The organism is Actinomadura sp. NAK00032 (genome assembly GCF_013364275.1).
Taxonomy (GTDB): domain Bacteria; phylum Actinomycetota; class Actinomycetes; order Streptosporangiales; family Streptosporangiaceae; genus Spirillospora.
In genome coordinates this window covers 8,877,905-8,903,342 of sequence record NZ_CP054932.1, presented here as the reverse complement: position 1 = coordinate 8,903,342, position 25,438 = coordinate 8,877,905, and the positions used below count along the sequence as shown (strand labels likewise).

The 25,438-nt window shown below is 71.8% G+C and carries 27 protein-coding genes; 16 read left to right on the top strand and 11 right to left on the bottom strand.

The window, feature by feature from the left end; all coding sequences use genetic code 11:
• Positions 1-98 precede the first annotated feature (98 nt).
• From HUT06_RS41000 to purM, 4 genes are all read left to right on the top strand, one after another.
• The gene (locus HUT06_RS41000) at positions 99-539 is read left to right on the top strand and encodes a sterol carrier family protein (protein ID WP_176200613.1); all 441 of its coding nucleotides are present in this window, start codon (positions 99-101) and stop codon (positions 537-539) included.
• A gap of 44 nt (positions 540-583) precedes the next feature.
• Positions 584-1,210 (top strand): LamG domain-containing protein, encoded by a 627-nt coding sequence (locus HUT06_RS40995; protein ID WP_176200612.1) that lies wholly within the window; start codon positions 584-586, stop codon positions 1,208-1,210.
• 525 nt (positions 1,211-1,735) lie between these two features.
• A complete protein-coding gene (gene purF / locus HUT06_RS40990) occupies positions 1,736-3,190 on the top strand; it encodes an amidophosphoribosyltransferase (protein WP_176200611.1) in 1,455 nt (484 codons plus the stop codon).
• Entirely contained in the window at positions 3,187-4,212 is a 1,026-nt protein-coding gene (gene purM, locus HUT06_RS40985) for a phosphoribosylformylglycinamidine cyclo-ligase (RefSeq protein ID WP_176200610.1), read from the top strand. Before purF ends, purM begins: the two co-directional genes overlap by 4 nt.
• A 280-nt stretch (positions 4,213-4,492) precedes the next feature.
• Here purM and HUT06_RS40980 read toward each other — a convergent pair whose 3' ends face one another.
• Together HUT06_RS40980 and HUT06_RS40975 are read right to left on the bottom strand one after the other, a co-directional pair.
• The gene (locus HUT06_RS40980) at positions 4,493-4,699 is read right to left on the bottom strand and encodes a DUF3073 domain-containing protein (RefSeq protein WP_089328938.1); all 207 of its coding nucleotides are present in this window, start codon (positions 4,697-4,699) and stop codon (positions 4,493-4,495) included.
• 328 nt (positions 4,700-5,027) lie between these two features.
• Complete coding sequence (locus tag HUT06_RS40975) at positions 5,028-6,110, bottom strand: Glu/Leu/Phe/Val dehydrogenase (RefSeq protein WP_176200609.1); 1,083 nt, start codon at positions 6,108-6,110, stop codon at positions 5,028-5,030.
• Positions 6,111-6,195: 85 nt separating this feature from the next.
• Between HUT06_RS40975 and HUT06_RS40970 the strand changes: the two genes are divergently transcribed.
• Both HUT06_RS40970 and bldC read left to right on the top strand, forming a co-directional pair.
• A complete protein-coding gene (locus HUT06_RS40970; protein WP_176200608.1) occupies positions 6,196-7,113 on the top strand; it encodes a hypothetical protein in 918 nt (305 codons plus the stop codon).
• Between the two features lie 273 nt (positions 7,114-7,386).
• Positions 7,387-7,590, top strand: a complete 204-nt coding sequence (gene bldC / locus HUT06_RS40965; protein WP_012850682.1) for a developmental transcriptional regulator BldC — start codon at positions 7,387-7,389, stop codon at positions 7,588-7,590.
• Between the two features lie 301 nt (positions 7,591-7,891).
• Here the strand turns inward: bldC and HUT06_RS40960 are convergent, their stop codons facing one another.
• Positions 7,892-8,584, bottom strand: a complete 693-nt coding sequence (locus HUT06_RS40960) for a TetR/AcrR family transcriptional regulator (protein WP_254715657.1) — start codon at positions 8,582-8,584, stop codon at positions 7,892-7,894.
• A 381-nt stretch (positions 8,585-8,965) separates the two neighbouring features.
• Between HUT06_RS40960 and HUT06_RS40955 the strand changes: the two genes are divergently transcribed.
• From HUT06_RS40955 to HUT06_RS40940, 4 genes are all read left to right on the top strand, one after another.
• A complete protein-coding gene (locus HUT06_RS40955) occupies positions 8,966-9,967 on the top strand; it encodes a LacI family DNA-binding transcriptional regulator (protein ID WP_138639917.1) in 1,002 nt (333 codons plus the stop codon).
• 307 nt (positions 9,968-10,274) lie between these two features.
• Positions 10,275-10,511: a hypothetical protein gene (locus HUT06_RS40950; RefSeq protein WP_176200607.1), complete on the top strand. Its 237-nt coding sequence runs from the start codon at positions 10,275-10,277 to the stop codon at positions 10,509-10,511.
• A gap of 86 nt (positions 10,512-10,597) precedes the next feature.
• On the top strand, positions 10,598-11,422 hold the full coding sequence (locus tag HUT06_RS40945; protein WP_254715656.1) for an N-acetylmuramoyl-L-alanine amidase: 825 nt from the start codon (positions 10,598-10,600) through the stop codon (positions 11,420-11,422).
• Positions 11,423-11,617: 195 nt separating this feature from the next.
• Positions 11,618-13,057 carry a class I SAM-dependent methyltransferase gene (locus HUT06_RS40940; RefSeq protein WP_176200606.1) on the top strand — a complete coding sequence of 480 codons (1,440 nt, stop codon included), beginning with the start codon at positions 11,618-11,620 and terminating at the stop codon, positions 13,055-13,057.
• Here HUT06_RS40940 and HUT06_RS40935 read toward each other — a convergent pair.
• The 3 genes from HUT06_RS40935 to HUT06_RS40925 all read right to left on the bottom strand — a co-directional run bounded on the left by HUT06_RS40935 (position 13,050) and on the right by HUT06_RS40925 (position 16,494).
• A complete protein-coding gene (locus HUT06_RS40935; RefSeq protein ID WP_176200605.1) occupies positions 13,050-14,285 on the bottom strand; it encodes a sodium:proton exchanger in 1,236 nt (411 codons plus the stop codon). The genes HUT06_RS40940 and HUT06_RS40935 overlap by 8 nt on opposite strands.
• A gap of 67 nt (positions 14,286-14,352) precedes the next feature.
• Positions 14,353-15,423, bottom strand: coding sequence for a quinone-dependent dihydroorotate dehydrogenase (locus tag HUT06_RS40930; RefSeq protein ID WP_176200604.1), 1,071 nt, complete (start codon positions 15,421-15,423; stop codon positions 14,353-14,355).
• Positions 15,424-15,462: 39 nt separating this feature from the next.
• On the bottom strand, positions 15,463-16,494 hold the full coding sequence (locus tag HUT06_RS40925; RefSeq protein ID WP_176200603.1) for a hypothetical protein: 1,032 nt from the start codon (positions 16,492-16,494) through the stop codon (positions 15,463-15,465).
• Positions 16,495-16,682: 188 nt separating this feature from the next.
• Here HUT06_RS40925 and HUT06_RS40920 point away from each other — a divergent pair, with 188 nt between their 5' ends.
• The 4 genes from HUT06_RS40920 (at position 16,683) to HUT06_RS40905 (ending at position 20,532) form a co-directional block, all read left to right on the top strand.
• A complete protein-coding gene (locus HUT06_RS40920) occupies positions 16,683-17,639 on the top strand; it encodes a hypothetical protein (RefSeq protein WP_176200602.1) in 957 nt (318 codons plus the stop codon).
• A gap of 420 nt (positions 17,640-18,059) precedes the next feature.
• Positions 18,060-18,716 (top strand): hypothetical protein, encoded by a 657-nt coding sequence (locus tag HUT06_RS40915; protein WP_176200601.1) that lies wholly within the window; start codon positions 18,060-18,062, stop codon positions 18,714-18,716.
• A 542-nt stretch (positions 18,717-19,258) separates the two neighbouring features.
• Positions 19,259-19,948 (top strand): class I SAM-dependent methyltransferase, encoded by a 690-nt coding sequence (locus HUT06_RS40910; protein ID WP_176200600.1) that lies wholly within the window; start codon positions 19,259-19,261, stop codon positions 19,946-19,948.
• Positions 19,949-20,007: 59 nt separating this feature from the next.
• Positions 20,008-20,532, top strand: a complete 525-nt coding sequence (locus tag HUT06_RS40905; RefSeq protein ID WP_176200599.1) for a DinB family protein — start codon at positions 20,008-20,010, stop codon at positions 20,530-20,532.
• A 57-nt stretch (positions 20,533-20,589) separates the two neighbouring features.
• Here HUT06_RS40905 and HUT06_RS40900 read toward each other — a convergent pair whose 3' ends face one another.
• Both HUT06_RS40900 and HUT06_RS40895 read right to left on the bottom strand, forming a co-directional pair.
• Positions 20,590-21,114 carry a GNAT family N-acetyltransferase gene (locus HUT06_RS40900; RefSeq protein ID WP_176200598.1) on the bottom strand — a complete coding sequence of 175 codons (525 nt, stop codon included), beginning with the start codon at positions 21,112-21,114 and terminating at the stop codon, positions 20,590-20,592.
• A 25-nt stretch (positions 21,115-21,139) separates the two neighbouring features.
• Positions 21,140-21,634 (bottom strand): nuclear transport factor 2 family protein, encoded by a 495-nt coding sequence (locus HUT06_RS40895; RefSeq protein WP_176200597.1) that lies wholly within the window; start codon positions 21,632-21,634, stop codon positions 21,140-21,142.
• Positions 21,635-21,737: 103 nt separating this feature from the next.
• Here HUT06_RS40895 and HUT06_RS40890 point away from each other — a divergent pair, with 103 nt between their 5' ends.
• The gene (locus HUT06_RS40890; protein WP_176200596.1) at positions 21,738-22,721 is read left to right on the top strand and encodes an alpha/beta fold hydrolase; all 984 of its coding nucleotides are present in this window, start codon (positions 21,738-21,740) and stop codon (positions 22,719-22,721) included.
• A gap of 34 nt (positions 22,722-22,755) precedes the next feature.
• Here the strand turns inward: HUT06_RS40890 and HUT06_RS40885 are convergent, their stop codons facing one another.
• A complete protein-coding gene (locus HUT06_RS40885; protein WP_176200595.1) occupies positions 22,756-23,286 on the bottom strand; it encodes a hypothetical protein in 531 nt (176 codons plus the stop codon).
• 194 nt (positions 23,287-23,480) lie between these two features.
• Here HUT06_RS40885 and HUT06_RS40880 point away from each other — a divergent pair, with 194 nt between their 5' ends.
• A complete protein-coding gene (locus tag HUT06_RS40880; RefSeq protein ID WP_176200594.1) occupies positions 23,481-23,681 on the top strand; it encodes a hypothetical protein in 201 nt (66 codons plus the stop codon).
• Positions 23,682-23,693: 12 nt separating this feature from the next.
• On the opposite strand, the gene HUT06_RS40875 is transcribed toward HUT06_RS40880, so the two are convergent.
• Both HUT06_RS40875 and HUT06_RS40870 read right to left on the bottom strand, forming a co-directional pair.
• Positions 23,694-24,224, bottom strand: coding sequence for a TetR/AcrR family transcriptional regulator (locus tag HUT06_RS40875; protein WP_176200593.1), 531 nt, complete (start codon positions 24,222-24,224; stop codon positions 23,694-23,696).
• A gap of 41 nt (positions 24,225-24,265) precedes the next feature.
• Positions 24,266-25,432 carry an acyl-CoA dehydrogenase family protein gene (locus HUT06_RS40870; protein ID WP_176200592.1) on the bottom strand — a complete coding sequence of 389 codons (1,167 nt, stop codon included), beginning with the start codon at positions 25,430-25,432 and terminating at the stop codon, positions 24,266-24,268.
• Positions 25,433-25,438 lie beyond the last annotated feature (6 nt).

Here is a 25,438-nt window from a genome sequence, read left to right as displayed (position 1 = left end):
TACCGCCTGTCCGGGCCGGCCGTGCCGGGACGGTCCCGCACCCGCGTCCGGCGGCCGGTTCCGCGTTCCCCCTGACGGACGGGGTAGCGTCGGTCCCGATGCCGCGAACTCCGCTGACCTCCGCAGTCCTGAACGAGCAGCGCGCCGCCCTCGGCCTGCCGCCCTACACCGGCGAGGACGAGCCCGCCGCGCTCCGTCGCGCGGCCCTGGACACCGTCCTCGCCGCCGAGGCGGGAGGCACGGAGCCATCCCGGCCGGTGGTCAAGGGGGCGGTGCGGTTCCTGCTCGACCGGCTCGCCGAGTCGGCGCCCGGCCGCTCGGTGGAGGTCCGGGTCCCTCCACACGCCGCCGTTCAGTGCATCGACGGCCCGCACCATACCCGTGGTACACCACCGAATGTGGTGGAGATGGACGCCGCGACCTGGATCGCGCTCGCCACGGGACGACTTGCCTGGGCGGACGCGGTCGCTGACGGACGGGTCCGGGCCAGTGGCGCGCGCGCGGATCTGACGGGCTATCTTCCTCTACCCATCGACTGAAACCTTCCTGTGCGGGAGTATCCGCCTTGCTGGAGGTGATCCCCGTGCTGATCGCTCATTGGACGTTCGACGTCGACACCGTGGACGGCCGTACGGTCGCTGACGCGACCGGGGCAGGACCCGCCGCGGAACTGGACGAGACCGCCGGAATCGTCCCCGGCCGCGAGGGTGAGGCGCTGTCGCTCAGCGGACGCGACCGGGCCGTCATCCCCGCCGTGCCCCAACTCGTCCTCAGCCAGGTGTTCGGGTTCAGCCTGGCGTTCTTCGTCCAGGTCACCGAGGCGCCCACCGGTGAGTGGCGCAGCCTCGTCTACAAGCCGGTCGCCGAGGACGACGCCCGGGGCCTCGGCCTGTGGCTGTACCCGGACGCCATGAGGCTGCGTGTCCAACTGTTCACCGTGAAGGGCCCGGACTATGTCGACAGTCACATCAGGCTGTCGCTGGGGGAATGGACCCATGTCGCCTTCGTCGTGAACACCCAGGGGATGTTCCTCTACGTCAACGGCGTGCTGGACGGTGCCGTCCCCTTGGAGCACCCCGTCGTCACCCCGTCCGGGCCCATCTACCTGGGCAGCGAACTCACCAAGCCGGGCTTCGGCGGGCTGCTGGACGACTTCCGGGTGTACGCGTCCGCGCTCAACGAGGACGCCGTCCGGGCCCTGGCCGAGTGAACCTCACTGACCAACTGCACCACACCGGCGGATTGGACGTCCGCTCGCGCGTAGGGGAACTCGCGTTCAACGCAGCCCCGGCGTGACGTCTCGTCCGGGTAGCGCGTCTCGTCTCCGCACTGCATGGCCTTGCTCAGCAGCCAGAAGATCGCACCCCCGCCTATGAGGAGCGCAAGGGCTGAGCAGACGACCCCCACGACGGCGGGCCGCCGGTCTGGGTCTCGCCGGACGAGGGAGGCCACGCCCATGGCGAGCCCCGCCAAAGCCGGTATCAAGCCCACCAGGCAGAAGACGAGCCCCACCAGGCCGGTGATTCCGAGCACCTGCGAGGCCCTCGCCAGCCCGCTGCGCCGCGGTGGTGCGGGCGGCGCGTAGGTCTGGTACCCGGGCAGCGTCATGTGTCCCCTCCACGTGTCGTCCCCAGATTCCCCCGAACCGCGTGATGCCCGTGGTTCCAGGGGGTAAAGGTCCGTTAAGACATGCCACCGATCGGAGCAGGTGAATCGGGCATCTAGACTGGCGAGCGTGCCTCTCCGTGACGGACGTCTGAGCCACGACATCGATCCCTCCGACCGCGCCCCCCAGGACGCCTGCGGGGTCTTCGGCGTCTGGGTTCCCGCCGACCAGGCGTCGCGGGCCGAGGTGAGCAAGCTCACCTACTACGGCCTGTACGCGCTCCAGCACCGCGGCCAGGAATCGGCCGGTATCGCCGTCAGCGACGGCTCCCGCATCGTCGTGTTCAAGGACATGGGCCTCGTCGCCCAGGTCTTCGACGAGTCGGTGCTGAACACGCTGCGCGGCCACATCGCCGTCGGCCACTGCCGCTACTCCACGACCGGATCGCCGACGTGGGAGAACGCGCAGCCCACCTTCCGGTCCACGGACGCGGGCGGCCTCGCGCTCACCCACAACGGCAACCTGATCAACACCCCGGAGCTGGCCGCGCGGCTGGAGCCGGGCGTGCTGACCGCCACGAGCGACACCGAGGTCCTCGCCGCGCTGTTCGCCCACCACGGCGAGGGCGGCCCGATCGCCGCGGCGCGGGAGATCCTCCCGGCCACCCGCGGCGCGTACTCCCTGGTCTTCATGGACGAGGGGACGCTGTACGCCGCCCGCGACCCCGAGGGCGTGCGGCCGCTCGTCCTCGGCTCCCTGGAGGCCGGCGGCTGGGTGGTGGCGTCCGAGACGGCCGGGCTCGACATCGTCGGCGCGCGCTTCGTCCGGGAGATCGAGCCCGGCGAGCTGGTCGCCATCGACGGCGACGGCGTCCGGTCCGAGCGGTTCGCCGAGCCGCGCCCCAAGGGCTGCCTGTTCGAGTACGTCTACCTGGCGCGGCCCGACACGACGATCGCCGGGCGCAGCGTCCAGGCCACCCGCGTCGAGGTAGGCCGCCGGCTGGCCCGCGAGCACCCCGTCGAGGCCGACATGGTCATCCCGACGCCCGAGTCGGGCACCCCGGCCGCGATCGGGTACGCGGAGGCGTCCGGCATCCCCTACGGCCAGGGGCTCGTGAAGAACTCCTACGTCGGGCGGACGTTCATCCAGCCGTCCCAGACGATCCGGCAGCTCGGCATCCGGCTCAAGCTGAACCCGCTGCGCGAGGCGATCGAGGGCAAGCGCCTGGTGGTGGTGGACGACTCGATCGTGCGCGGCAACACCCAGCGCGCCATCGTCGGGATGCTGCGCGACGCGGGCGCCGCCGAGGTGCACGTGCGCATCTCCAGCCCGCCCGTCGCGTGGCCGTGCTTCTACGGCATCGACTTCGCGACCCGCGCCGAGCTGATCGCCGGCAACCTGTCCGTGGAGGAGGTCCGCGACTCCATCGGCGCCGACTCGCTCGGCTACATCTCCCTGGACGAGCTCATCTCCGCCTCGCAGATCCCCAAGAACAACCTGTGCAGGGCGTGCTTCGACGGCGTCTACCCCATCCCGGTGGAGCAGTCCGCCCGCGGCAAGCACCTGCTGGAGGTCGGCCGTTGACCTCCTATGAGGCCGCCGGTGTCGACATCGCCGCGGGCGAACGCGCCGTAGAGCTGATGAAGTCCCGGGTGGCCCGTTCACGGCGCCCGGAGGTCGTCGACGACGTCAGCGGGTTCGCGGGCCTCTTCGACGCCTCGGCCTTCCTGAAGTACAAGCGACCTCTGCTCGCGACGTCCACGGACGGCGTCGGCACCAAGGTCGACCTTGCGCGGCGCCTCGGCGTCTACGACACGATCGGGCACGACCTGGTCGGCATGGTCATCGACGACCTCGCCGTATGCGGGGCCGAGCCGCTGTTCATGACGGACTACATCGCCTGCGGGAAGGTCGTCCCGGAACGGATCGCCGACATCGTCGGCGGGATCGCCGACGCCTGCGCCCTGGCCGGGTGCGCCCTCGTCGGCGGGGAGACAGCCGAGCACCCCGGTCTCCTGGAGCCGGACGAGTTCGACCTCGCGGGCGCGGGGACGGGCGTCGTCGAGGCCGACGAGATCCTCGGCCCGGACCGCGTCCAGCCGGGGGACGTCGTCCTCGCCATGGCCTCGTCCGGCATCCACTCCAACGGGTACTCGCTCGTCCGGCACATTCTGGCCACGACCGACCTGACGCTGGAGTCCGCGCCGGCCGAACTGGACCGCCCGCTGGGTGAGGAACTTCTCACCCCGACGCGCATCTACGCCAAGGACTGCCTTGCGCTGGTCCAGGCCGGCGGGGTGCGGGCGTTCGCGCACATCACGGGCGGCGGGCTGGCGGCGAACCTGGCCCGCTCACTGCCGCCTACTGCGGACGCCGTGCTCGACCGCTCCTCGTGGGAGGTCCCAGCCCTGTTCCGTGTGCTGCAGGGCCACGGCGGCGTGCCGCAGCCCGAGATGGACAAGACGTTCAATCTGGGCGTCGGGATGGCCGCGATCGTGAGCCCGGACACCGCCGACGCGGCGCTCCGCCTGCTGACCTCCCGCGGCGTGCCCGCCTGGGCGCTCGGCGAGATCACCGGCGGCACCGGAGCCGCCGTCCTCCGCTAGCGGGACGGCCGGCCGCCTCGCCGATCGGGTGGGACGCTCGCCCGGACACCGGGCGTGACGGGCTGAGAGGGTCACTGAGCGCCTCTCAGCCCCCAGGCGTCACCACGGAAGCGCGCGCCGCCGAAGGTGGCTCAGAGGCCCTCTCGGCGGCCGACGGAAACCATGACTCGCACACCCCCCATGAGGGAAAACCGCGCCGAACTGGAGAAGTCACGACAACGACACAGAAGTCACGACAAACGCCACTGCCCGTGGCGGGCAGTGGCGCGTTGTCGGCCGGTCAACCGGAGGTGCCGTCCTTGCGGTGCTCCGTGCCGTAGTCATCGGCGTAGTCCGCGTACTTCTCGGCGAGCTCGTCGTACGAGTCGTCACCGGAGTCCGTGACTCCCAGTTCGTCCTTCAGGCGGTCGAGGTCCGTGTTGCCGGTGTTGTACTTGAGCTGCCGGGCAACCTTTACCTGCTTGGCCTTGGCTCGGCCGCGACCCATTGGCTCGACCCCCTCGATGGTCAGGGCTTTCGTGGGCCCATCAACGCGCGCGTGTACCACACGAACCGGTGCCTGATGAGCCATGCGTCAGTCACGGGTACAACCGTACCCGTTTTGCGCCTGGCTCGGTACATCGACGGTACGTGGCGGCGCTCCTGTTGCTGATAACAACAGTGTATCCGGTGGTCACGAGTACACGCCCAGGCCGCCGTGGGACGGTCGTACAGCGCTCCACGGCGGCCCTTACAACGGTCTTGCAACGGTCTAAACGAGTCAGGAAGCTCCACCGTCCAGACCAGAGCCGGGCCTAAAGGGACCCTAGGCCGCCCTAGAGGAGGATCCCCCGCAGCCTGCCGATCTCGGACATCCGGCGCTCCGCGAGCCGGTCGGCGGCCACCGCCGGCGGGACGCCGTCGTCGGCGGCGAGCGCGAAGATCTTCCGGGTGGTGTCGTAGATGCCGGACGCGCGGGCCTTGGCGCGGTCGAAGTTGAAGCCCTCGATCTCGTCCGCGACCTGGATCACACCACCCGAGTTCACCACGTAGTCGGGCGCGTACAGGACGCCCCGGTCGGCGAGGCTCTTCTCCACTCCCGTGTGGGCGAGCTGGTTGTTGGCCGCGCCGCACACCACCTTGGCCCGGAGCAATGGCACGGTGTCGTCGTTCAGGGAGCCGCCCAGCGCGCAGGGTGCGTACACATCGAGATCCGCGCGGACCATGGCGTCGGCGTCGGAGACGACCTCCACCTCCGGGTGAAGTGACCGGACCCGGTCGACCGCGGCCTCGTTCACGTCGCAGACCACGACGTCCGCGCCGTCCTCGCGCAGGTGCTCCACCAGCCGGTGGCCGACCTTCCCGACGCCTTCCACGCCGACCCGCTTGCCGCGCAGGCTGGGCGTGCCCCACACCGTCTCGGCGGCGGCCCGCATGCCCTGGAACACGCCGAACGCCGTGAGGATGGAGGAATCGCCCGCACCGCCGTGCGCGACCGTACGTCCGGTGACGTAGCGGGACTCCCGCGCCACGACGTCCATGTCCTCGCTGTACGTGCCGACGTCGCACGCCGTGTAGTAGCGGCCGTTCAGCGACTGGACGAAGCGTCCGTACGCCCGCAGCATCGCCTCGGACTTGTCGACGGCGGGATCGCCGATGATGACGGCCTTGCCGCCGCCGAGGTCGAGCCCGGCCAGGGCGTTCTTGTAGGCCATGCCCCGGGACAGGTTCAGCACGTCGGAGAGTGCCTCTTCCTCGGTGCCGTAGGGGAAGAAGCGCGTTCCTCCCAGGGACGGGCCCAGCGCGGTGGAGTAGATGGCGATGATGGCGCGCAGGCCGCTGGCTTCGTCTTGGCAGAAGACGACCTGCTCGTGTCGGGGTTCGGTGCCCTTGTGGGGCGCCCCGAAGACATTAGGCACGGTAGTGCCCTCCTCTCTGTCTCTAGATCAGACTAGGGCGCGGTATGGTCCCCCGTCCGCACTGATCTCGTGTCACGATGCGGTTGTGCTTCCGTACGCCGCGTACCTACGGGTTTATGAACCGGTGACCGCCTTCCCGGAGCCCGCGCGGACACTGTGGACGGTCTACGCCGACTCCAGACGGCGCCCGCGGCGGATCCACGCGCTCGGTGTGGAACACCGCGAGGCCGCGCTCAGGCTGGTCGGCGCGCCGCCCGAGGTCGTCCCCGAGCGGGAGAGCCGGGACGCCTACGTGCGCCGCCTCGACGACATGATCTACGTGTGCCCGTGGGGGACGCGGCTGCGCTCGTGGCTGGCCTTCGAGCGGTTCCGCGGCGAGCACGCCGCCGGTGTCGCGGCCGCGTTCGTCCCGCCGCCGGTGGCGGAGCGGGCGATGAGCGAGTTCGAGCAGTGGAAGCGCGCGGGGCGGCCGCTGCGGCCGCACATACTGACGAGCACCTGGCACGTCCCGCTGGACTGGTTCGTGCCGTTCGCGCGCGGGGAGCGGTGCCTGATGCTCGGCACGCCGGGGACCGGGTACCGCAAGTCCGCCGACGCGGCCGAGGAACTGCCCGGCCATGGTCCGGCCACGGCCGCGCCCGCGCGCACACTGAGTTACGTCACCTCGATGGGGGAGGCCCGGCGCCGGGTGGCGGCGGCGCTCCCGGTCGTGCGCGAGAACCTCGGCGACGGCACGGAGGAGGTCTACCTCCTGTCGGCGGGCCGGCTGGAGACGCTCGCCCGGTGGCTCGGTGAGTTCCACTCCCGCTCCCTGGTCGAACTCGACTACGGCGGCCTCGTCCACCTGCTGGACGACCGGACCCTCAGCGCCGACGAGTCGGTGGCCGAGATGACCGTCGCCCTCACCGGGATGGAGCGCGGCGAGGCCGAGCTGACCGTGGCGATGTACAAGCGCCTCCTGGCCCGCTGGCGGCCCGTGCGGGCGCTGGAGGCCGCGAACTAAAACAAATTTCCCGAATCCGCGCGCGATACGACTATACGTGTCGCTAGAATCACGCAGCGTGACCCACTGTTCGTCGCTCAGGTGCGACACCCCGCCGTCGCGGGGATGTTTGCACGCAACTACCGCCAGGAACTTGCTTGTTGCGCTGAGTGGTGGCAAGGTTACACGTTGTGATGTCATAGTGGCTCTTTCGGGCCATAGGGGACATCAGTGACCACGCGAGGATCAATCGCAGGATCGCTGTCATCGGTCCACGGAGGAGAGGCCGCAAACATGTCAGCACGTACGCCAGAGGCCGAGCCCCTGTTGACGCCGGCGGAGGTGGCGACGATGTTCCGCGTCGACCCCAAGACCGTCACGCGGTGGGCGAAGGCGGGAAAGCTCACGTCCATCCGGACGCTGGGGGGGCACCGTCGCTACCGCGAGGCGGAGGTGCGGGCGCTGCTCGCCGGCATCCCGCAGCAGCGCTCGGAGTAACGCGCACGGCACAGAGGGGGGACGGCCGGGAGGCCGCTGGGCGACCTCGCGCGCGAAGGACGCTCCAGGGGTCTCCTGGACGACCGACCGGGACCACGGTCATCCGAGAACCGTGGGCCCGGAGCCGAGCACACCGTTCGGGCCGGTATCCCGCCCGCGGATCCCGCGGACGGGATACTGGCCTGCGCGGAATTTCGGACACCTAACGTTCAATCGACCACAACCGGACACCCGCCCCGGCGGCCACACCGGTCACTTACCGGCGGCCGCGGGGAACCGCTCACCGGCGGGGCCGCGGCGGTTACTCGGCCAGCTCCTCCTGGGAGAGGCGGGCGAACAGGGCGCCGGTGCCGGGGTCGTGGCGGCTCGCCGTCTGCATGATGGCCACGAGCTGGTCGACGAGCAGCCGCTCCAGGTCGGGTCGCGGCACGTCGCGGTTCTCCAGCCAGTCCAGGCCGGCGGTCTCCACCGTCGCCATCCAGCAGCGCAGCGTGATGCGCAGCACCGGCGGCGGGACCTCCACGTCCAGCGAGTGCAGGATCCGGTCGAGCAGCAGCCGGCGGATGCCGTCGACGATCTCGCCGGCCTCGCCGGAGCGGTCGGCGGGGCCGCCGCGCAGCAGCGCCGTGTAGCCGGCCGCGTGGCTCTCCACGAAGTCGAAGTACCGCTTCAGCGAGATCCGCAGCCGGTCGAGCGGCCTGCCCTCCGTCGGCGGTTCGAGCAGCACCGACAGCTTCTTCGCCGCGCTGCCGAGCGCCGCGATGTACAGCTCGTACTTGCCGCCGAAGTAGTGGTAGACGAGCGCCCGGGACGCGCCGGCCGCGGCCGCGACGTCGTCGATCGAGATGTCCTCGGGCGAGCGCGTGCTGAACAGCTGCAGCGCCGCGTCGATCAGCTCGTCCCGCCGTTCGTCCACGCTGAGCCTGCGGCGGCCCCGTCCGCCGCCGCTCTGCCGGCCCTGCGCCTTGCCGCCGGCCACCGCACGATCTCCCACCTGGGCAGCGTATCCGAGCCGGACCCGGAGCCGTGCCGCGCCGGCCGGGGGCGCGGTGTCCTTTTCACCGGGTCGTGATCGGCCGCGGACCCGACTGTGATCCGGAACACCACAGGCCCGAACCACCATTGGCGGATGCCCGTTACTCCCGGTTGCGACGATTCGGGCGGAAGGCGCGGCATCATGGCATCTCCTCCCGAGCGGAGGTCGGCGCGCCGGTTCCCCCGGCGGCGCGCCGCCGCGGCAGGTCCTGCAGGTCCCCCCGGACGGAGTGCCATGTCAGCTGATGAACCGAATCCCCCGTACGGCAGGCAGGGAGAGGGCGCGGTACCCCCGCCGCGCAGCGGATCCTCTGCCGCCCCGCGCGACGAGGGGAGGGCGGTGCCCGCGCCGAAACCGACGATCCGCAACGTCGCGGAGCGCGCCGGCGTGTCCAAGTCGCTCGTCTCACTGGTGATGCGGGGGTCGCCGCACGTGAGCGAGCGCCGCAGACAGGCCGTCCTGCAGGCCGCCCGGGAACTGGGCTACCGGCCGAACGCCGTCGCGCGGAGCCTGGTCGAGGGGCGCACCCGGCTGATCGGCGCCATCGTCGCCGACCTGCACAACCCGTTCTTCGCCGAGTTCCTCGACGGGCTCCAGGAGAGCCTGCACGGCGCGGGCCTGCGCATGCTCGTCGGCAGCGGCCGCTGGGACCCGCTGTTCGAGGCCGAGGCCGTCGAGGCGTTCCTGGAGATGCGGGTGGACGGCCTGGTGCTGCTCAGCGTCGTCCCCGAATCGCTCAAAGAGGCCGCGGCGAGCGTCCCGGTCGTCGTGGTCGGCGAGCGCGACGTCCACGGCGTCGACATCGTGGTGGACGACGACGAACTCGGCGCCAGCCTGGCCGTCGACCACCTCGTCGAACTCGGGCACCGCCGGATCGCCCACATCGAGGGGGCGCGCTCCACCACGGCCCACTACCGCCGCGCCGGCTACGAGAAGGCGATGCGCCGGCACGGCCTGGCCGCCGAGATCGTCGTCGAGACCGGCGACTTCACCGAGGACGGCGGCTACCGCGCGGCCCGCTCCCTGCTGCGCCGCGACGCCCGTCCCACCGCGATCTTCGCTCCCAACGACCTGGTCGCGACCGGCGCGCTCTCGGCCGCCGACGAACTCGGCATGCGGGTGCCCGCCGACCTGTCGATCGTCGGCTACGACAACACCCATCTCGCCGCGATCCGCCACATCTCCCTGACCAGCGTGGACCAGCCGCGCCGCGACATGGGACGGGTGGCCGCCGAACTGCTCACCGCGCGGATCGGCGACCCGTCCCGGCACGCCCGGCAGAACCTGGTCGTCCCGCACCTGGTGGTGCGCTCCACGACGGGGCCCGTCCCCGCGCCGTGACCCGCCTCCCTCGGTGACCCGAGACGTCCCCCCGCCTTTTCACGCTCCCACATGTACGCCGACACGACCGGCGCCCCGGGACACGCACAGCCGCGCACAGCCGCGCAGAGCCGTGCAAGGCCGTGCCGATCGTTCAGGAACCGGTTTTCGACGGGTAAGGGGCTGGCCAAGCCTGCCGCATTCGCCGGTCCCCGGCCCGCCGCCGGGGGGTTAATGGGACTCACCGTCCGACGGGTGCATCCGGGCGGCCTCGGGGGAGGCCGCCCGGCCGGGCCGGACATCGGGAGAGTCCACTGGGGGTTCAGTCGTGCGTGATCCGGAACTGGTGTCGTGCGCGCAGCGCGCGGCGAGCGAATTGGAACGCGCGTGGTCGGAGTGGCGCAACGCGCGCGGCCTGGCCGAGCAGCTGTCGGAGTCCGTCGCCAGCTATGTGGCGCATTCCATCGACCACCCGTGGGGGCGGCCCCGCGTCGTCCTCGGCCTGGACGCCGACGAGGCGCGGGCCCTCGCCGCGCTGCTCGGCAAGGAGGACCCGCTCCGCTGATTTCGCGGACTCCGTTTGACGAACCTCCGCGGCCGTGCAGACTGTCAGGGTCCCCGGTAACGAAGTCATCACGGAGGAAGCGGCCTGTGCGAATCCAACGAGGCGGCCCGGTGGTCGCCGGTATCGCGCTGTGCCTGGGCGCGCTCACCGCGTGCACCGGCTCCTCCGGTGCGTCCGCCGACGACCCGGCGCCCCCGCCGACGGCCCCGAGCGCGCCGGACGCGCAGTCGCCGGCCGCCGCGAAGGCCGACGCCCGCTCGCTGAACGGCCGGACCGTCGTGATCGACCCGGGCCACAACGGCGGCAACGCCGCGCACCCGTCCGAGATCAACAAGCAGGTCAAGATCGGCAATGGCAGCAAGGCCTGCGACACGACCGGCACCGAGACCAGGTCCGGCTACGCCGAGCACGCCTTCACCTGGGACGTCTCGAAGCGCCTCGCGAAACTCCTGCGCGCCCGCGGCGCCAAGGTCGCCCTCACCCGCGACGACGACAAGGGCGTCGGCCCCTGCATCACCGAGCGCGCCGCCCTCGGCAACCGCCTGAAGGCCGACGCCGCCGTATCGATCCACGCCGACGGCGCCTCCGCGTCCGGCCACGGCTTCCACATCATCGAGCCGCTGTCCATCGGCCGCAACGCCGCGATGGTCTCCGGCTCGGCCAAACTCGGCAAGGCCCTGCGCGACGCCTACCACGAGGGCACCGGCATCCCGTACTCCAACTACCTCGGCAAGAACGCCATCGACCGCCGCGACGACCTGGGCGGCCTCAACATGTCGAAGGTCCCCAAGGTCTTCATCGAGTGCGGCAACATGCAGAACAAGGCCGACGCCGCCAAACTCGCCGACCCCGACTTCCGCCAACGCATAGCCGAGTCCCTGGCCAAGGGCTTCGAGAAGTACTTGAGTTAGAGCCTCGCCGCCCTGGTCTGAGCCTCAGCCACAGCTCACGGGTCGGTCGGCCGGAGGGCGCCCTAGCGCCCGGAGGCCGACCGGCCCGCCGGCCGAGAGGCTGTTCGCCGAGACGCGCCAGCGGCTCGGCGAAACAGCCTCTCGACCGTTGACGGGGGTTCCAGGGGGTCGCCCCCCTGGGCAGACAATGGGTAGGTGAACGGGCTTTTGCAGGTGCGGGAGTTGTTGGTCCGGGGCGGGTACACCGTGGCGGGTGTACGGGAGCTGCTGGGGAGCGTCGCGGGTGGGGCGTTGGCGCGGGATGAGGTCGTGCCGGCGTTGCGGGCCACGCGGGGCGGGTCGCCGGTGGAGGTGCTGACGCGGCTGTTCTGGTTGCAGGTGCCGGTGCCGGCGGACGCCATCGCGGCGGACGATCTGGTGGCGGCGGGGCTCGCCGAGGTGTCCGGTGGGGAGTTGCGGGCGCTGTTGCGGGTGGAGCCGCTGGAGGACGTCGGCGGTGACGGGCATGCCGGTTATGCCGTGTCCGACCTGAAGGTGCGGCCGGGGTCGGGGCGGGTGCCGGCGGACGATCATGTCGTGGGGACGGGCGGGGCGTCCGGGAGTCTGGCGCGGCTCGCCGTCCACAGCCCTGTGGATAACTTTCTGGATCTTGGGACCGGGTGCGGGGTTCAGGCCGTGCATGTGGCGGGGCGGAATCCGGCCGCGCGCGTCATGGCGACGGACGTCAATCCGCGGGCGCTGGAGCTCGCGGCGATGAGCTTCGCGCTCTCCGGGGTGGACGGCGCCGAGCTTCGCGAGGGGTCGCTGCTGGAGCCGGTGCGGGGGCGGCGGTTCGATCTGATCGTGTCGAATCCGCCGTTCGTGGTGGCGCCGGAGGAGGGGCCGCGGTTCACCTACCGGGAGTCCGGGATGGCGGGGGACGACTTCTGCCGGCGGCTCGTCGGCGAGGCGCCGCAGTACCTGGCGGAGGGCGGATACTGCCAGCTCCTGGCCAATTGGCTGCATGTCGACGGGGTGCCGTGGGACGAGCGCGTCGGCGCGTGGGTGGACGGCTGCGACGCGTGGATCGTCCAGCGGGACGTCCAGGATCCGGCGGAGTACGCCGAGTTGTGGCTCCGGGATTCGTGTGAGGCGGGGACGCCCGAGTACCGGGCGCGGTATGACGCGTGGCTCGATCACTTCGAGCGGCGGAACGTCGTCGGAGTCGGGTTCGGGTGGATCACGTTGCGGCGGAGCGAGCGTCCTGTGGTGCGGGTGGAGGAGTTGCGGCACGCCGTCGAGGAGCCCGTCGGCGCCTACGCGGCTGAGATCCTGGACGGGCTCCGGAAGGGCGCAGAGTTTTCCACAGGCTGTGGACGGCTGCTCGCGGCGGCGGACGGGCTCGTCCAGGAACAGGCCGGCCCGCCCGGCGCCGAGGACCCGGAGCGGATCGTCCTGCGGCAGACCCGGCGGCTGCGCCGGGCGGCCGGGGTCGGGACGGTCGAGGCGGGCCTCGCCGGGGTCTGCGACGGCACGCTCCCCCTTGATCCGCTGCTCGGCGCCATCGCCCAGCTGACGGGGATGGACGCGGAGCAGGTCCGCGCGCACGCCGACGCGGTGCTCCCGGAGCTGATCGCGGACGGCTTCTTCACTTAGGCCGGACGACCGCCGCCATCGCCGCGCCCAGGTCGCGGTGCCGGGCGATCAGCACGGAGAAGCCGATCGCCAGGTAGACGCCCGACAGGACCAGCCGGGCGGTCTCGTCCGGCAGGACGAACTGCACCGCGAACAGCGCGAACAGCGCGGCGGCCTCCCAGCGCCTGAAGACCAGGTCGATGAGGAGGGCGAGGCCGAGGACGGTCTGCGCGGCGGTCAGCAGCACCTCCTCGGCCTGCCGGGAGTCGAGCGGCAGCGACCAGGCGCCGCCGCCGGCCCGGTAGGCGAGCGGCAGGGTGCCGATCAGCAGCGTCCACTGGTTGACCTTGCTCGACAGCAGCGTCCCGATCGCGTCGGCGTCGCGCAGCCGCCACGCGAACATGACCGCGACGAGCAGTTCCGGGGCCTCGGACGCCAGCGGCGCGAGCCACTGGACCAGCAGGAACTCGTCGATGCCGAGGGACGCCCCCGCGTCCACGAGCGCGTCGGCGAACGGCTTCGCCGACGCGAAGACGAGGCCGGCGCCGAGCGCGAAGCCGGTCCAGGTCGCGAGGCGCCGGTACCGGGCGGGCAGCGCGGCCAGCCGGGCGGGGACGCCCGCGAGTTCCTCGACGTCCTGCCCGCGGTCGCGGGAGATCCGGGCGAGGTAGAGGACGTAGACGAGGATCAGCACGATCGCGAGGTACCAGGTGATCTCGCCGGTCAGCGCCGGGACGAAGCCGAGGACGCCCGCGAGGGCGAGGAAGCCCAACTCGACGCGGAGGCGTCCGGTCAGCCTGACGTCGCGGCCACCGGATCCGGGGGCCGCGTGCCGCCCCCGCCCGGAGACGCGGCGGACGCCGAGCGCGAACGCCAGCACTACCAGCGCCCAGCCCACGCCGACGAGAAGGCGGTTCGCGCCCGTCATGTTGGCGGCGGCGTAGGCGGTGTACTGCGGTCGTGTACCGGCGGCGTAGGCGTAGTAGAGGTCGACCGCGTACTCGGGCAGCACCGCGATGAGGGCCAGGAGGGCCAAGGCGAGTGCCCCGGACATGTCGGCGCGTGCGGTCTCCGCGGCCCACATGAGCAGGATCGCCGCCGCCAGCACCCCGGCCCCGGACACGACCATGGCCGCGACCGCCGGCAGGTCGAACCCGCCCGCCCGCGTGACGGCGGCGGGGACGCCGAGGAGCAGCGCCGACGTGATCCGGATGAGCAGCGTCCTGCGGGTGATCGACTCGCCGGCCATACCGGCACGGTGCCCGCAGGCGTCCCGCCGATGCGCACGAGCCGGGCAAAGCCCGGGTCGGACGTGGTCAGCGGCGGGCTTCGTCCAGGGTGCGGAAGGCGCTGGCGCGGAGGCGGCGGGACAGGTCGCGGTTGACGCGGTGCGCCCAGAACGGTCCGCCGTAGATCATGCCGGTGTAGCCCTGGACGAGGGTCGCGCCCGCGCGGACGCGTTCCCACACGTCGTCGGCCGACTCGACGCCGCCGACGGAGATGAGCGCGAGCCGTCCGCCGGTGCGGGCGCGCAGGCGGCGCAGGACGTCAAGCGAGCGCTCCTTCAGCGGTGCGCCGGACAGCCCGCCGGTCTCCTTGACCAGCGCGGGCGGGCTGAGCAGGGCGTCCCGGCCGATCGTGGTGTTGGTCGCGATGATGCCGTCCAGGCCGAGGTCGAGGGCGAGGTCGGCGACCGCGTCGACGTCGTCGTCCGCCAGGTCGGGTGCGATCTTGACCAGCAGCGGGACGCGGCGCGCGGACGCCCGGTCGGCGGCCTCCCGCACGGCCGTCAGCAGCGGGCGGAGGTGCTCGACGGCCTGGAGGTCGCGCAGGCCCGGGGTGTTGGGCGAGCTGACGTTGACGACCAGGTAGTCGGCGTAGGGGGCGAGCCGCTCGGTGCTCGCGACGTAGTCGGCGGCGGCGGACGCCTCGGGGACGACCTTCGTCTTGCCGATGTTGACGCCGACGACCGTCCCGGGGCGGCGGTCGCGCAGCCGCCGCGCGGCGGCCTCGGAGCCCTCGTTGTTGAAGCCCATCCGGTTGATGACCGCCCGGTCGGGCGGGAGCCGGAACAGCCGGGGGGCCGGGTTGCCGGGCTGCGGGCGCCCGGTGACCGTCCCGATCTCGACATGGCCGAACCCGAACGCGCCGAGCGCCTCGTAGGCGACGGCGTCCTTGTCGAACCCGGCGGCGAGCCCGAGCGGGCTCGGGAAGTCCAGCCCGAGCGCGCGGACGGCGAGCGCCGGGTCGCGCGGGGCGAGCAGCCGCCGCAGCAGCGGCGCCAGCCCCGGCACGGCCTGGATCGCGCGCAGCCCCCGCAGCGTCAGGTGGTGCGCGGCCTCGGCCGGGACGCGGGTGATGACCAGTGAGAACAGGAATCGATACATCGCCCTCGATTATCTCAGCCGCGCCGGGCGGGCCTGCGATCAGTACCCGCGGAAGGTGCGGCGCAGGGCGAGGCGCACGTCCTGGCTCGCCTGCCGCATCGTCCGGCGGACGGCCCGGGCGGGTTCGAGCACCGAGACCCGCCACACCGCGGCGATGCCGTGCCCGATCGGCCGCAGCACGTGCGTCCCGACCCAGCGGGCCGGGGCGACGACCAGGACCAGCACCGGGAACACGACGAGCGTGCGCCAGAGCCAGCGCAGCACGCGGGCCGCGAGCCGCCACGCGCTCGCCGCCCCCGCGACGATCGGTGCCAGGACATACCGCCACAGAGCCCGCGCCGGGATGACGAACAGCACGCGTCCCAGCCAGCCGAGGCAGCGCCCGAGCGCCCGCCACGACCAGACCACCCCGGCCGCGAGGGCGCCGAGGACGAGGAGCGTCCCGCGTCCGAGCCAGGTGAGGCCGCCCCAGACGGCCCGGCCCAGCCAGGCGAGCACGAGCAGCGGCGGGCGCAGGACGTACCGCCACAGCAGCACCAGCGGCAGGACGATGAGCACGCTGACCAGCCATACGAGCGGACGCACCAGGACGAGTTCCAGCAACCGGCCGAGCCCGCGTCCGAGCATCGCGAAGAACCGGCCGACCGGGGCGAGCAGCACGCGGTGGAACCACCGGGCGAGCCGTCCCGTGCCGCGTCCGAACCAGCGCAGGAAGCCCAGGACCACGACGACGGCGAGCCACCGCAGCGGCCGGACGATGAGGAAGTCCAGCACGGCGGCGATGCCGCGCCCGATCGCGGCGGCCAGCCGGCCGAGCGGGGCGAGCAGCCACCGGTACAGCGCCCGCCCGATGCCGCGCAGGCCGCGGCCGAGCAGCACGAACAGGTCGTGGACGAGCCGCAGCGGCAGCACGACGATCAGCGCGACGACGCGCGCGGGCACGACGATCCACGCGGGGCCCTGCTGACGGGGGCTCTGCTGATGGGGACCCTGCGGACGGTGGCCCGGCTGTGGGGAACCCGGCCGCTTGTTCAGGTCGATCGTGCCGCCCGCAGGTTCGTCTCCGGTCACCGCTGCCTTCCCTGTCGCCTTCGCCCTGCTTTGACCCGTCCGATGGGCCCGCGGTTCCCGGCTTGAACCCCTTCCGTGCGGTTCACCGTACTCCCCGTCGATCCGGGCGAGCGGCGCGGCGGCTTGCCCCGGGTCGCGGGACGGGGCCCGGACCGGAGCCGGGCCCCGACGACCTGGAGGACAACGCCATGAGATTCCCACGCTGGGTGATCCCCCTAGCGGCCGCACTGACCGCGACGGGACTCGTCGTGAGCGCCTGCGGGCAGCAGCGGGCCGGCGGCGGGCAGAACACCGCCGCCGGCTCGCAGGCGCAGGTCGCGCCGCCCGCCCCCGCCGCCCCGCCCGCGCCCGCCGCGTCGCCGACGGCGCTGGAGGTCGCGGCCGTCGCGAAGCTCGGCAAGGTCGTCACCGACGGGAACGGCATGACGCTGTACCGCTTCGACAACGACACCGCGCGTCCGCCCGCGTCCACCTGCGCGGACGCGTGCGCCCGCGCCTGGCCGCCGGCCGTGGCCGGGCAGGGCGACATCAAGGCGGCCGGCGTCGAGCAGTCGCTCGTCGGCAAGGTGAAGCGGCCGGACGGCACATGGCAGGTCACCCTCGGCGGATGGCCGCTCTACCGGTTCGCCAAGGACCTGGGCCCGGGCGACGTGAAGGGCCAGGGCGTAGGCGGCACCTGGTACGCCGCGTCCCCGACCGGTAAGAAGGCCACTCCCGTCAAGACGGACAACCGCTGGAAGGGCTGGACGGTCGTCAAGGCCAAGAACGACCCGAAGCTCGGCCTGATCCTGACCGACGGCGACGGCCGGACGCTGTACCGCTACGACAGGGACACGAACAAGCCGCCGACCACCAACTGCTTTGGCGCCTGCAAGAAGGCGTGGCCCCCGGCCACCTTCAAGGGTTGGAAGAAGCTCAAGCTCGAAGGCGTCAGCAAGAAGGTCGTCGGTTTCATCGAGCGCAAGGACGACGGCAAGTGCCAGCTCACCATCAACGGCTGGCCCATGTACTACTACGAGAAGGACGAGCAGCCCGGCGACACGAAGGGCCAGGGCGTCGGCGGAGTCTGGTGGGCGACCACCCCCACCGGCAAGAAGGCCGCCGGCGGCGCGGCCGGCGGCGGCGCGGTCGGCGGCGGCTACTGACGCGCCCCCACAAACGAAGGCGCGGAGGGTCTCGCGGGTCGGTCGGGGTCCGCGATCCCTCCGCGCCTTCTCCCCAATTCCGAATGGCTTCCATCTCCCACCGCGAACATCCTCGCTTCCGGGCGCGAGGAGGGAGATAATAGAAATATAACCCGGCAGACAGCTTGCCGTAGATATCAGTCTGTCAGGTGGCAGATCGCCAGGCTTCTCATTGTTCTGGTGCGACTACCAGCGGCCTCCCCGAGTCATTTGCTGTAATGCACGCAGCCTGCCTGCTGGCTCTGCGAAGCGTGGCCAAATGACATATGTCAGTGTGCTCCCTGCCGTCCTCCAGGTGGCTGCAAAAAGGCCCGGCGAAGTGCGATTCTTGACCCGAGGCCAACCAGAGTCGCACCAGGGCCAGAGGGGGCGAGGGCACGTATGACGATCACTCCAGCACCGCCGGCCGAGTCGGTTTCCGCCGCACGGCTGCTCTTCCGATTCCTGCTCGCGATAGACATCCAGGGGTACAGTGCCAGGCCGCCGCGCCTCCAGTTGCAGGCACAGCAGGTCCTGCAGGAGTCGATCGAGGCCGCGGCCGCGGCGGCCGGCCTTGACAGGGGGCAGTGGCTGCAGCAGGTCAGCGGCGACGGAGAACTGGCGGTACTGCCGGGGGACGCGGACATCGTCACGGTCATCGGCGTGTTCGCCCCCGCCCTCGAACGCGCGCTCGCGGAAGCCAACCGCCGGGCGGCCCGGCATCCCCGGGTGCGTGTCCGGCTCTCCTTCCACCACGGAGCACTGATCATGGGACGGCCGGCCTCGCTCGGGCCGGCCGGGGACGCGCCGGTGGTCGTCAGCCGGCTCCTCGACGCCCGCCCGCTCCGCCGGCACCTGGACTGCCGGCCGGAACGGAACGTCGCCCTGATCGTCTCGGACCAGGTCTTCCGCGAAGTGGTCTGCAGCGGCTTCTGCGCGCTGTCGCCGCGGCATTTCCAGCCGACGCGGACGACGGTCAAGGGGGTGGTCTACACCGGGTACATCTACGACCCCGACCGGGCGGAGACCGCGGCGAGCGACGGGGAGAGGCCCCGCTGACCCGATGGGAGCCGCGGCCGCGTAACCGATCAGGTCGTAAATGCGGCGGCAGCACTTTCAGGTGGCCGCTCCACCAGGTGCGTTCAGGCGCCGCCTTGGCCAATTGTGCGAGTTCGTCGATGCGATCGCTCTCGATGGCGTAGAGAGAGGATCGCCTTGGGGGAAGTGGTCGAGAGATCGACCCGCGCCGGACTCGATGCGAATGCCTTCTGCAAGGGAACAGTCGAGGTTCTCGGCGACCTGCTCCGGGTGAGAGCGGCTTCATCCCTGGCCCTGCGAAGATCGGCACGCAGGCGCCGCCGTCGTACCGTGGGACGGTCTGCCACAGGCACCGGCCGCGGCCCGCCCCGGTGCGTGTGGCGCTTCCGAACGTGGTTTGCCTCTTGGTGAAGAGACACTCGCTCGGTGGTGAAGGGCGTGTGGCCTGAGAGGCGTTGCTCCTGCTCGAACAGAAGACGGCGCCATCGGCGCCCGTGAGGCTGACCCGCCATGGTGGGACATATTGACAGGGGCAGTCGATCTTTCTGGCACGATCGGGGGGCATGTACGAGCAATTCGCCCGCGAGTATGCGGCCCATGCCGAGAACAGTGCCTACAACGCCCTCTACGACCGTCCGGCCGTGCTGGGTCTTGCCGGTGACGTCGACGGGCTGGCGGTCTTCGACGCCGCCTGCGGCCCCGGCCTGTACGCCGCCGAGTTGCTGGAGCGCGGGGCCCAGGTCGCCGGCTGCGACGCGAGCCCCACCTTCGTCGACATGGCCCGCGCGCGCACCGGGGGCCGCGCCGACATGCGCGTCCACGACCTGTCCCAGCCGCTGACGTGGGTCGAGGACGACGCGTACGATCTCGTCGTCCTCGCCCTGGCCGTGCACTACATCGACGACCGCGTGGCGCTGCTGTCGGAACTGCGCCGGATCCTGAAGCCCAGCGGCGCCCTCGTCCTCTCCACAGAGCACCCGACCACGGCATGGACGCGCCTAGGCGGCTCCTACTTCACGGAAGAACTCGTAGAGGAATCCCTGAGCGGCGACCGGGACTGGCCCATCCGAGCCTGGCGCCGCCCCCTGACGTCGATCTGCGCCGAGTTCCGCGAGGCCGGCTTCCTCATCGAAGAGCTGCTGGAGCCGCGTCCCGTCCCCGAAATGGCCGACCGCTACCCGGACGACTACGCCCACCTGGAGGCATTCCCAGCCTTCATCGCCTTCCGCCTTGTCCCCGCACCGTCGCGGTGACGCGGCAGGGCCGATAATCGCGTGGCGGCGCGGGCGGCGGCAGAGTTAGCGTCCGCCGTATGGCCGACTCATCCCCGGTGCCCGAACCGCCGGACACGCTGACCGACACCCGCGAACTCCTGCTCGGCTACCTCGACTTCTACCGGGCCGCGCTGGTGCGGAAGCTCGACGGCATGCCCGAGGACGACCTGCGCGCGAGCAGGCTCCCGTCCGGCTGGACGCCGCTCGGGCTCCTCAAGCACCTGGTCTACGTCGAGCGGCGCTGGTTCCGCTGGGGCTTCGCGGCCGAGCGGGTGGACGACGTCGACGGCGACCGCGACCCCGGCAGCGGTCGCTGGCACGTCGGCCCGGAGGAGTCGGTGGACGGGCTCAAGCGGCTCTTCCTGGACGAATGCGCACGGTCCCGCGAGATCGTGGCGGGCGCCGACCTGCAGGACCCGGCGCGTACGGGCGGCGGGTTCGGGCCGTCCGAGCACCGGCCGGCACTGGTCTGGATCTTGTTCCACGTGCTGCAGGAGTACGCCCGGCATGTCGGGCACCTCGACATCGTCCGGGAGTTGGCCGACGGCGTGACCGGCGAGTAGCCGCGCGGCCGTCAGGCGAGTAGCCGCGCGGCCGTCGGGCGAGTGGGCGCGGCGTCGTCAGGCGAGCTTCTTCACTAGGAGCTCGAATTCCAGGTCGTCGCGCTTGGGGAGGCCGAAGCGCTCGTCGCCGTAGGGGAAGGGGCTCGTCTCGCCGGTCCGGGCGTAGCCGCGGCGGACGTACCAGGCGATCAGCTCCTCGCGGGCGCTGATCACCGTCATGTGCAGCTCGGTCGCGTCCCACTCCTCGCGCGCGACGCGCTCGGCCTCGGCGAGGACCTGCTTGCCGAGGCCGCCGCCCTGGCGGGACGGGTCGACGGCGAACATGCCGAAGTAGGCGTGGCCGCCCCGGTTCTCCAGTTGGCAGCACGCCGTGAGGGCGCCGCCGGTCTCGGCGACGAGCATGCGCGAGCCGGGTGCGGTCACGACGTCGGAGACGGCCTCGGCGTCGGTGCGCTGGCCGCCGAGGAGGTCGGCCTCGGTCGTCCATCCGGCGCGGCTGGCGTCGCCGCGGTAGGCGCTCTCGACCAGCGCGACGAGGGCCGGGACGTCGGCCGGAGTGGCCGTGCGAAATGTCGTGTCCATCGGGCGGAACTCTAGCCGGGGCGCCCTACTGGTCGACGCGGCAGTCCGGGCCGATCGGGCGGGTGATCGACCAGTAGCGGTGGAAGTGGCACTTCGACATCTTCCAGCGGCCGTCCTCGATGACGTACTCGTCGTCGTACTCGCCGGTCGCCACGGTCTCGGTGTTGTCGAACAGGTTGACCTGGCGGAACTTCAGCGTCCAGCGGCCGGACGCGCTCGTTTCGCCGTGCACGGTGATGTCCGGGTGCAGCGCGTGGTGCATGTCGAGGATCGCGTTGCGGCCGTCGATCTTCTGGAGCGCGATCCGCTCGAAGACCTGGGCGATGCCGTCCGCGTCGTCGAAGGCGCCGAGCCGGCCGTAGTCGATCGAGGCGCCGGACGCGATGAAGCACGCGCGGAACTCCGCGGGGTCCTTGGCGTCGCAGGCGCGCAGGTAGCGGTGCTTGAGGGCCTTGATGGCTTCGACGGCCTCCAGCCGCGCGACGCGCGCGGCGAGGTCGGGGCTCGGTGGCTGCGGCATGGTGGCTCGACCTTCGCCGACGGCCGGCGGTCCGTCCAGTCCCCTGTCCCGGTGAACGGGAGGGAAGCGGACCGCGGTGCGACGGGCGCCGAGGATCGTCGGCATGACCCTTGGCGAGGAGGACGTCCGGCACCGCATGCTCGACGTCGGCGACATCGCGCTTCACGTGGCCGAGTCGGGTGAGGAGCAGGGGCTCCCCGTGGTGATGTGCCACGGCTTCCCCGGCCTCTGGTACAGCTGGCGCCACCAGTTGCCGGTGCTGGCGGCGGCCGGGTATCGGGCCATCGCGGTGGACATGCGCGGTTACGGACGCAGCGGCCGTCCCGCCTCGCCGGAGCAGTACGACCGGAGCCGCACCGTCGCGGACATGGTCGGGCTCTTGGACGGCCTAGGCATCGATGAGGCCGTCTTCGTCGGACATGACTTCGGAGCCGCTCTTGTCTGGGACCTACCTCAATGGGCACCTGGACGAGTCAAGGCGCTGATGCAGCTGAGCGTGCCGCGCATGCCGGTTTCGAGCCGTCCGCACACCGAGCTTTACGCGCGGATGGCCGAACAGCACTTCGTCCACGTGCACTACTTCCAGGAGGAGGGGCCCGCCGACCGGGAACTGGGGGCCGAGCCAGAGCGCTTCCTGGCGAACGTGTTCTGGGCGCTCAGCGGCGGTTACCGGTACCTCGACATCTGGCAGCACCCCAGCGAAGGCAACGGATACCTGGACGTACTGCCCGAAGCCTCGCCCCTGCCGTGGCCGTGGCTGTCGCAGGACGAGTTCGCCTACTACGTCGACGAGTTCCGCCGGACGGGGTTCACCGGCGGCCTCAACTGGTATCGGGCCTACGACCATGTGTGGAGAGAGAAGCAGGATCGTCCGGACGAGCCCGTCACCGTCCCGACGATGTTCCTTGTGGGCGAGCGTGACCCCGTCCTGCAGATGATGGGGTCGAACGCTGTGAAGCAGATGGAGAGCCTGGTGCCGGGCTTGCGCGACGTCCACACCGTTGAAGGAGCGGGCCACTTCGTGCAGATGGAGGCCCCGGCGAAGGTCAACGAAGCGATGCTCGCCTTCCTGGCGCGCCTCAGCTGACCACCAGCGCCACCACCACCGGGTCGGTGGTGTGTCAGCAGGTGCCCTCGTCCACGGACGTGCTGATCGAATGGCTCCAGGGGTCGGACCCGCCCAGCCTCAGTTTGTTGTCGACCGTGACGGTGAGGCAGACGGGGTTCTTGCCCTTGCGGTTCGTCAGTTCGTACTTGCCGCTGCCGGCGCGCCGGACCCTCACGTTGCCGTTTCCCTCCTCCTGCACGGCATCGAAGACGTCGCTCCCCGCCCGGTAGCTGGAACCGAGCCCCGTCCTCGACCCCCGGTCCAGTTCCGAGGCCGCCGCGTACGCGACCGACCTCACCTGCGCGGTGGAGTAGTAACGCGAGTTGTCCGCCCCCTTGAGGATGAACCCCATGACCAGCAGCATCACGGCGCCGATCAGCAGCGAGGCCCGATGGACGGCGAACGCGGTGTCGGAGGGCTCGTTGGCCTCCGGGTTCCGGTACTGCCAGGCGCCGGTCTTCCAGTAGAGCTTCCGCTGGTCCACGCACGCGAGCAGCAGGCAGCAGGCCGCCAAGACGAACATGAGGGCGATCAGAGCTGTCATGGGGCCCTTCCCTGGCGCAGGCGGTTCACCATCGGACTCGCCGGAACACGATTCGGTTCATCCGAAAGCCGGCGTCATGCCCGTCGTCGTGCCCGCCGCCGCACCCCCGAGCCCCGGCTCCGGAGGGTTAGCGCAGGTCGGCGGGGTAGCAACAGCACAACGACCGGTCTATCCGGAAGCGGGGGAAGCCCGATATGAACCAGCAGGCCAGCGGCCCGGACGCCGAAGCCGACATGAGGCGGCGCATCGACAAGATCGGGACCGGGGCGAGCGACGCCCCCGGACACCTCGACGCGGACGAGGGCCCGAGCACCCACGACGCCGAACAGGACATCGAGGGCCGCATCGAGCGCCGGGGGACGGGCGCGAGCGACAAGCCGGGAAGCCCCGAGTAGCCGGGCGCCCGGTCACGCCAGCAGGATCTCCAGCGTGCGTTCGTACAGGTCGGAGCCGTCCTCACCGGGCATCAGGTAGCCGCCGACCCAGGAGCGCAGCATCAGCCGCGCGCGCAGCCGCGCCTCCCCGGCGCCGAAACCGAGATCGTCCAGGCAGGCGGCGATGTGCCCGAGCAGGGCCCGGTCGGCGTGCCGCACCGCCTCCTCGGCCGCGGGCTCGTGCTGCGCCCACAGCCGCATCGCGCGGTCGATCGGCGCGACCTCCCGGCCGAGCGCCTGGATGCGGCGCAGCCGCTCGCGCGGGTCCCCGGTGCTGCCGAGCGACAGGCCGAGCACCTCGTCCGTCCGCTCGTGCGCCCACCGGTCGAGCAGCGCCCGCATCAGCTCGGGACGGTCGGTGAAGTGCCAGTAGAAGCTGCCCTTGGTGACGCCGAGCCGGGCCGCGAGCGCGTTGATCGTCACGCCGCGCTCGCCGGCGCGGGCCAGCTCCTGGTAGGCGGCCTCGATCCAGTCCCGCCTCGCCATCCGCGCCCGCGTCGTCATGGCCGCCTCGTCCGGGTCGTCATGCCCGCGCCCGCCGCCGGTCAGACGAGGACGACCGGACCGGGGTCGAGGCCCAGCCCGATCCTGCCGTAGAGCGCGTAGGCCGCGTCCGGGTCGAACACCACATGCCCGGAGATCGTATTCACATCGCGCTGCGCCCGCTGGAACGGGGAGGTCGTGAACTGCGCGCTCGCCCCCGCGGCGGAGCACAACTCGTTCACGACCCGCCGCGCGGTCACCGCCACGTGCGCCGCGACCAGCCGGGCCCGCGCCCGCTCCGCCATGTCGAGGGGACGGCCCTCGGCGATGGCGGCGGTCACGTCGCCCAGCGCGCCGTCCAGCAGGAGCCGGGCGGCCGCCAGGTCGGCGGTCGCCGCGGCGAACCGGATCTGCCCGCTCGTCAGGTCGCGCTGCCGCTGGCCGCTGTAGGCCATCACGCGGGTCGACATCCGCTCGGTGAACCGCGCCAGGACCCCCTCGGCCGCGCCGAGCACGGGCGCGGCGCCGGTCAGCGCGAACACCGGCACCAGCGGCGTCCGGTACAGCGGCCCCGGATGGACGCGCGATCCGGGCGACCGTCCCTCGGCCAGCTCCAGCATCGGCACCGACCGGTGCGCGGGCACGAACACGTCCGCCACCTCGATGTCGTTGCTGCCCGTGCCGCGCATCCCACTGGTGTGCCAGACGTCGTGGACGGTCACGTCCCCGCGCGGGATCAGGAACAGCCGGGGCTCGATCGCGTCGTCCACGGTGACCAGCGCCATGACCATCACGTGGTCGGCGTGCATGACGCCGCTGCCCCACCCCCAGCGGCCGGTGACGGTGTGGCCGCCGTCCACGGGCTCCGCGGTGCCGGACGGCGACAGGGCGCACGGGATCAGCGCGTACGGCCGCTCCGCCCACACCTCGGCCTGCGCCTGCTCGGGGAACAGCCCGACCATCCAGTTGTGGAGCGTGTAGATCACCGAGAGCCACCCGGTGGACGCGCACGCGGCCCCCGCCTCCCGGCACGCCGCCGCCATCGCCTCGAACCCCAGCTCGGCCCCGCCGAACCGCTTCGGGACCAGCATCTCGAACAGCCCGGTCGCGGCGAAGTCCGCGATGGTCTCGTCCGGCAGCCGCCGCGCCGCCTCCGCCGCCTCGGCCCGCTCCGCCAGCACGGGCGCCAGCTCCCGCACCCGCCGCACGATCTCGTCTCCATACTCCATGGTACG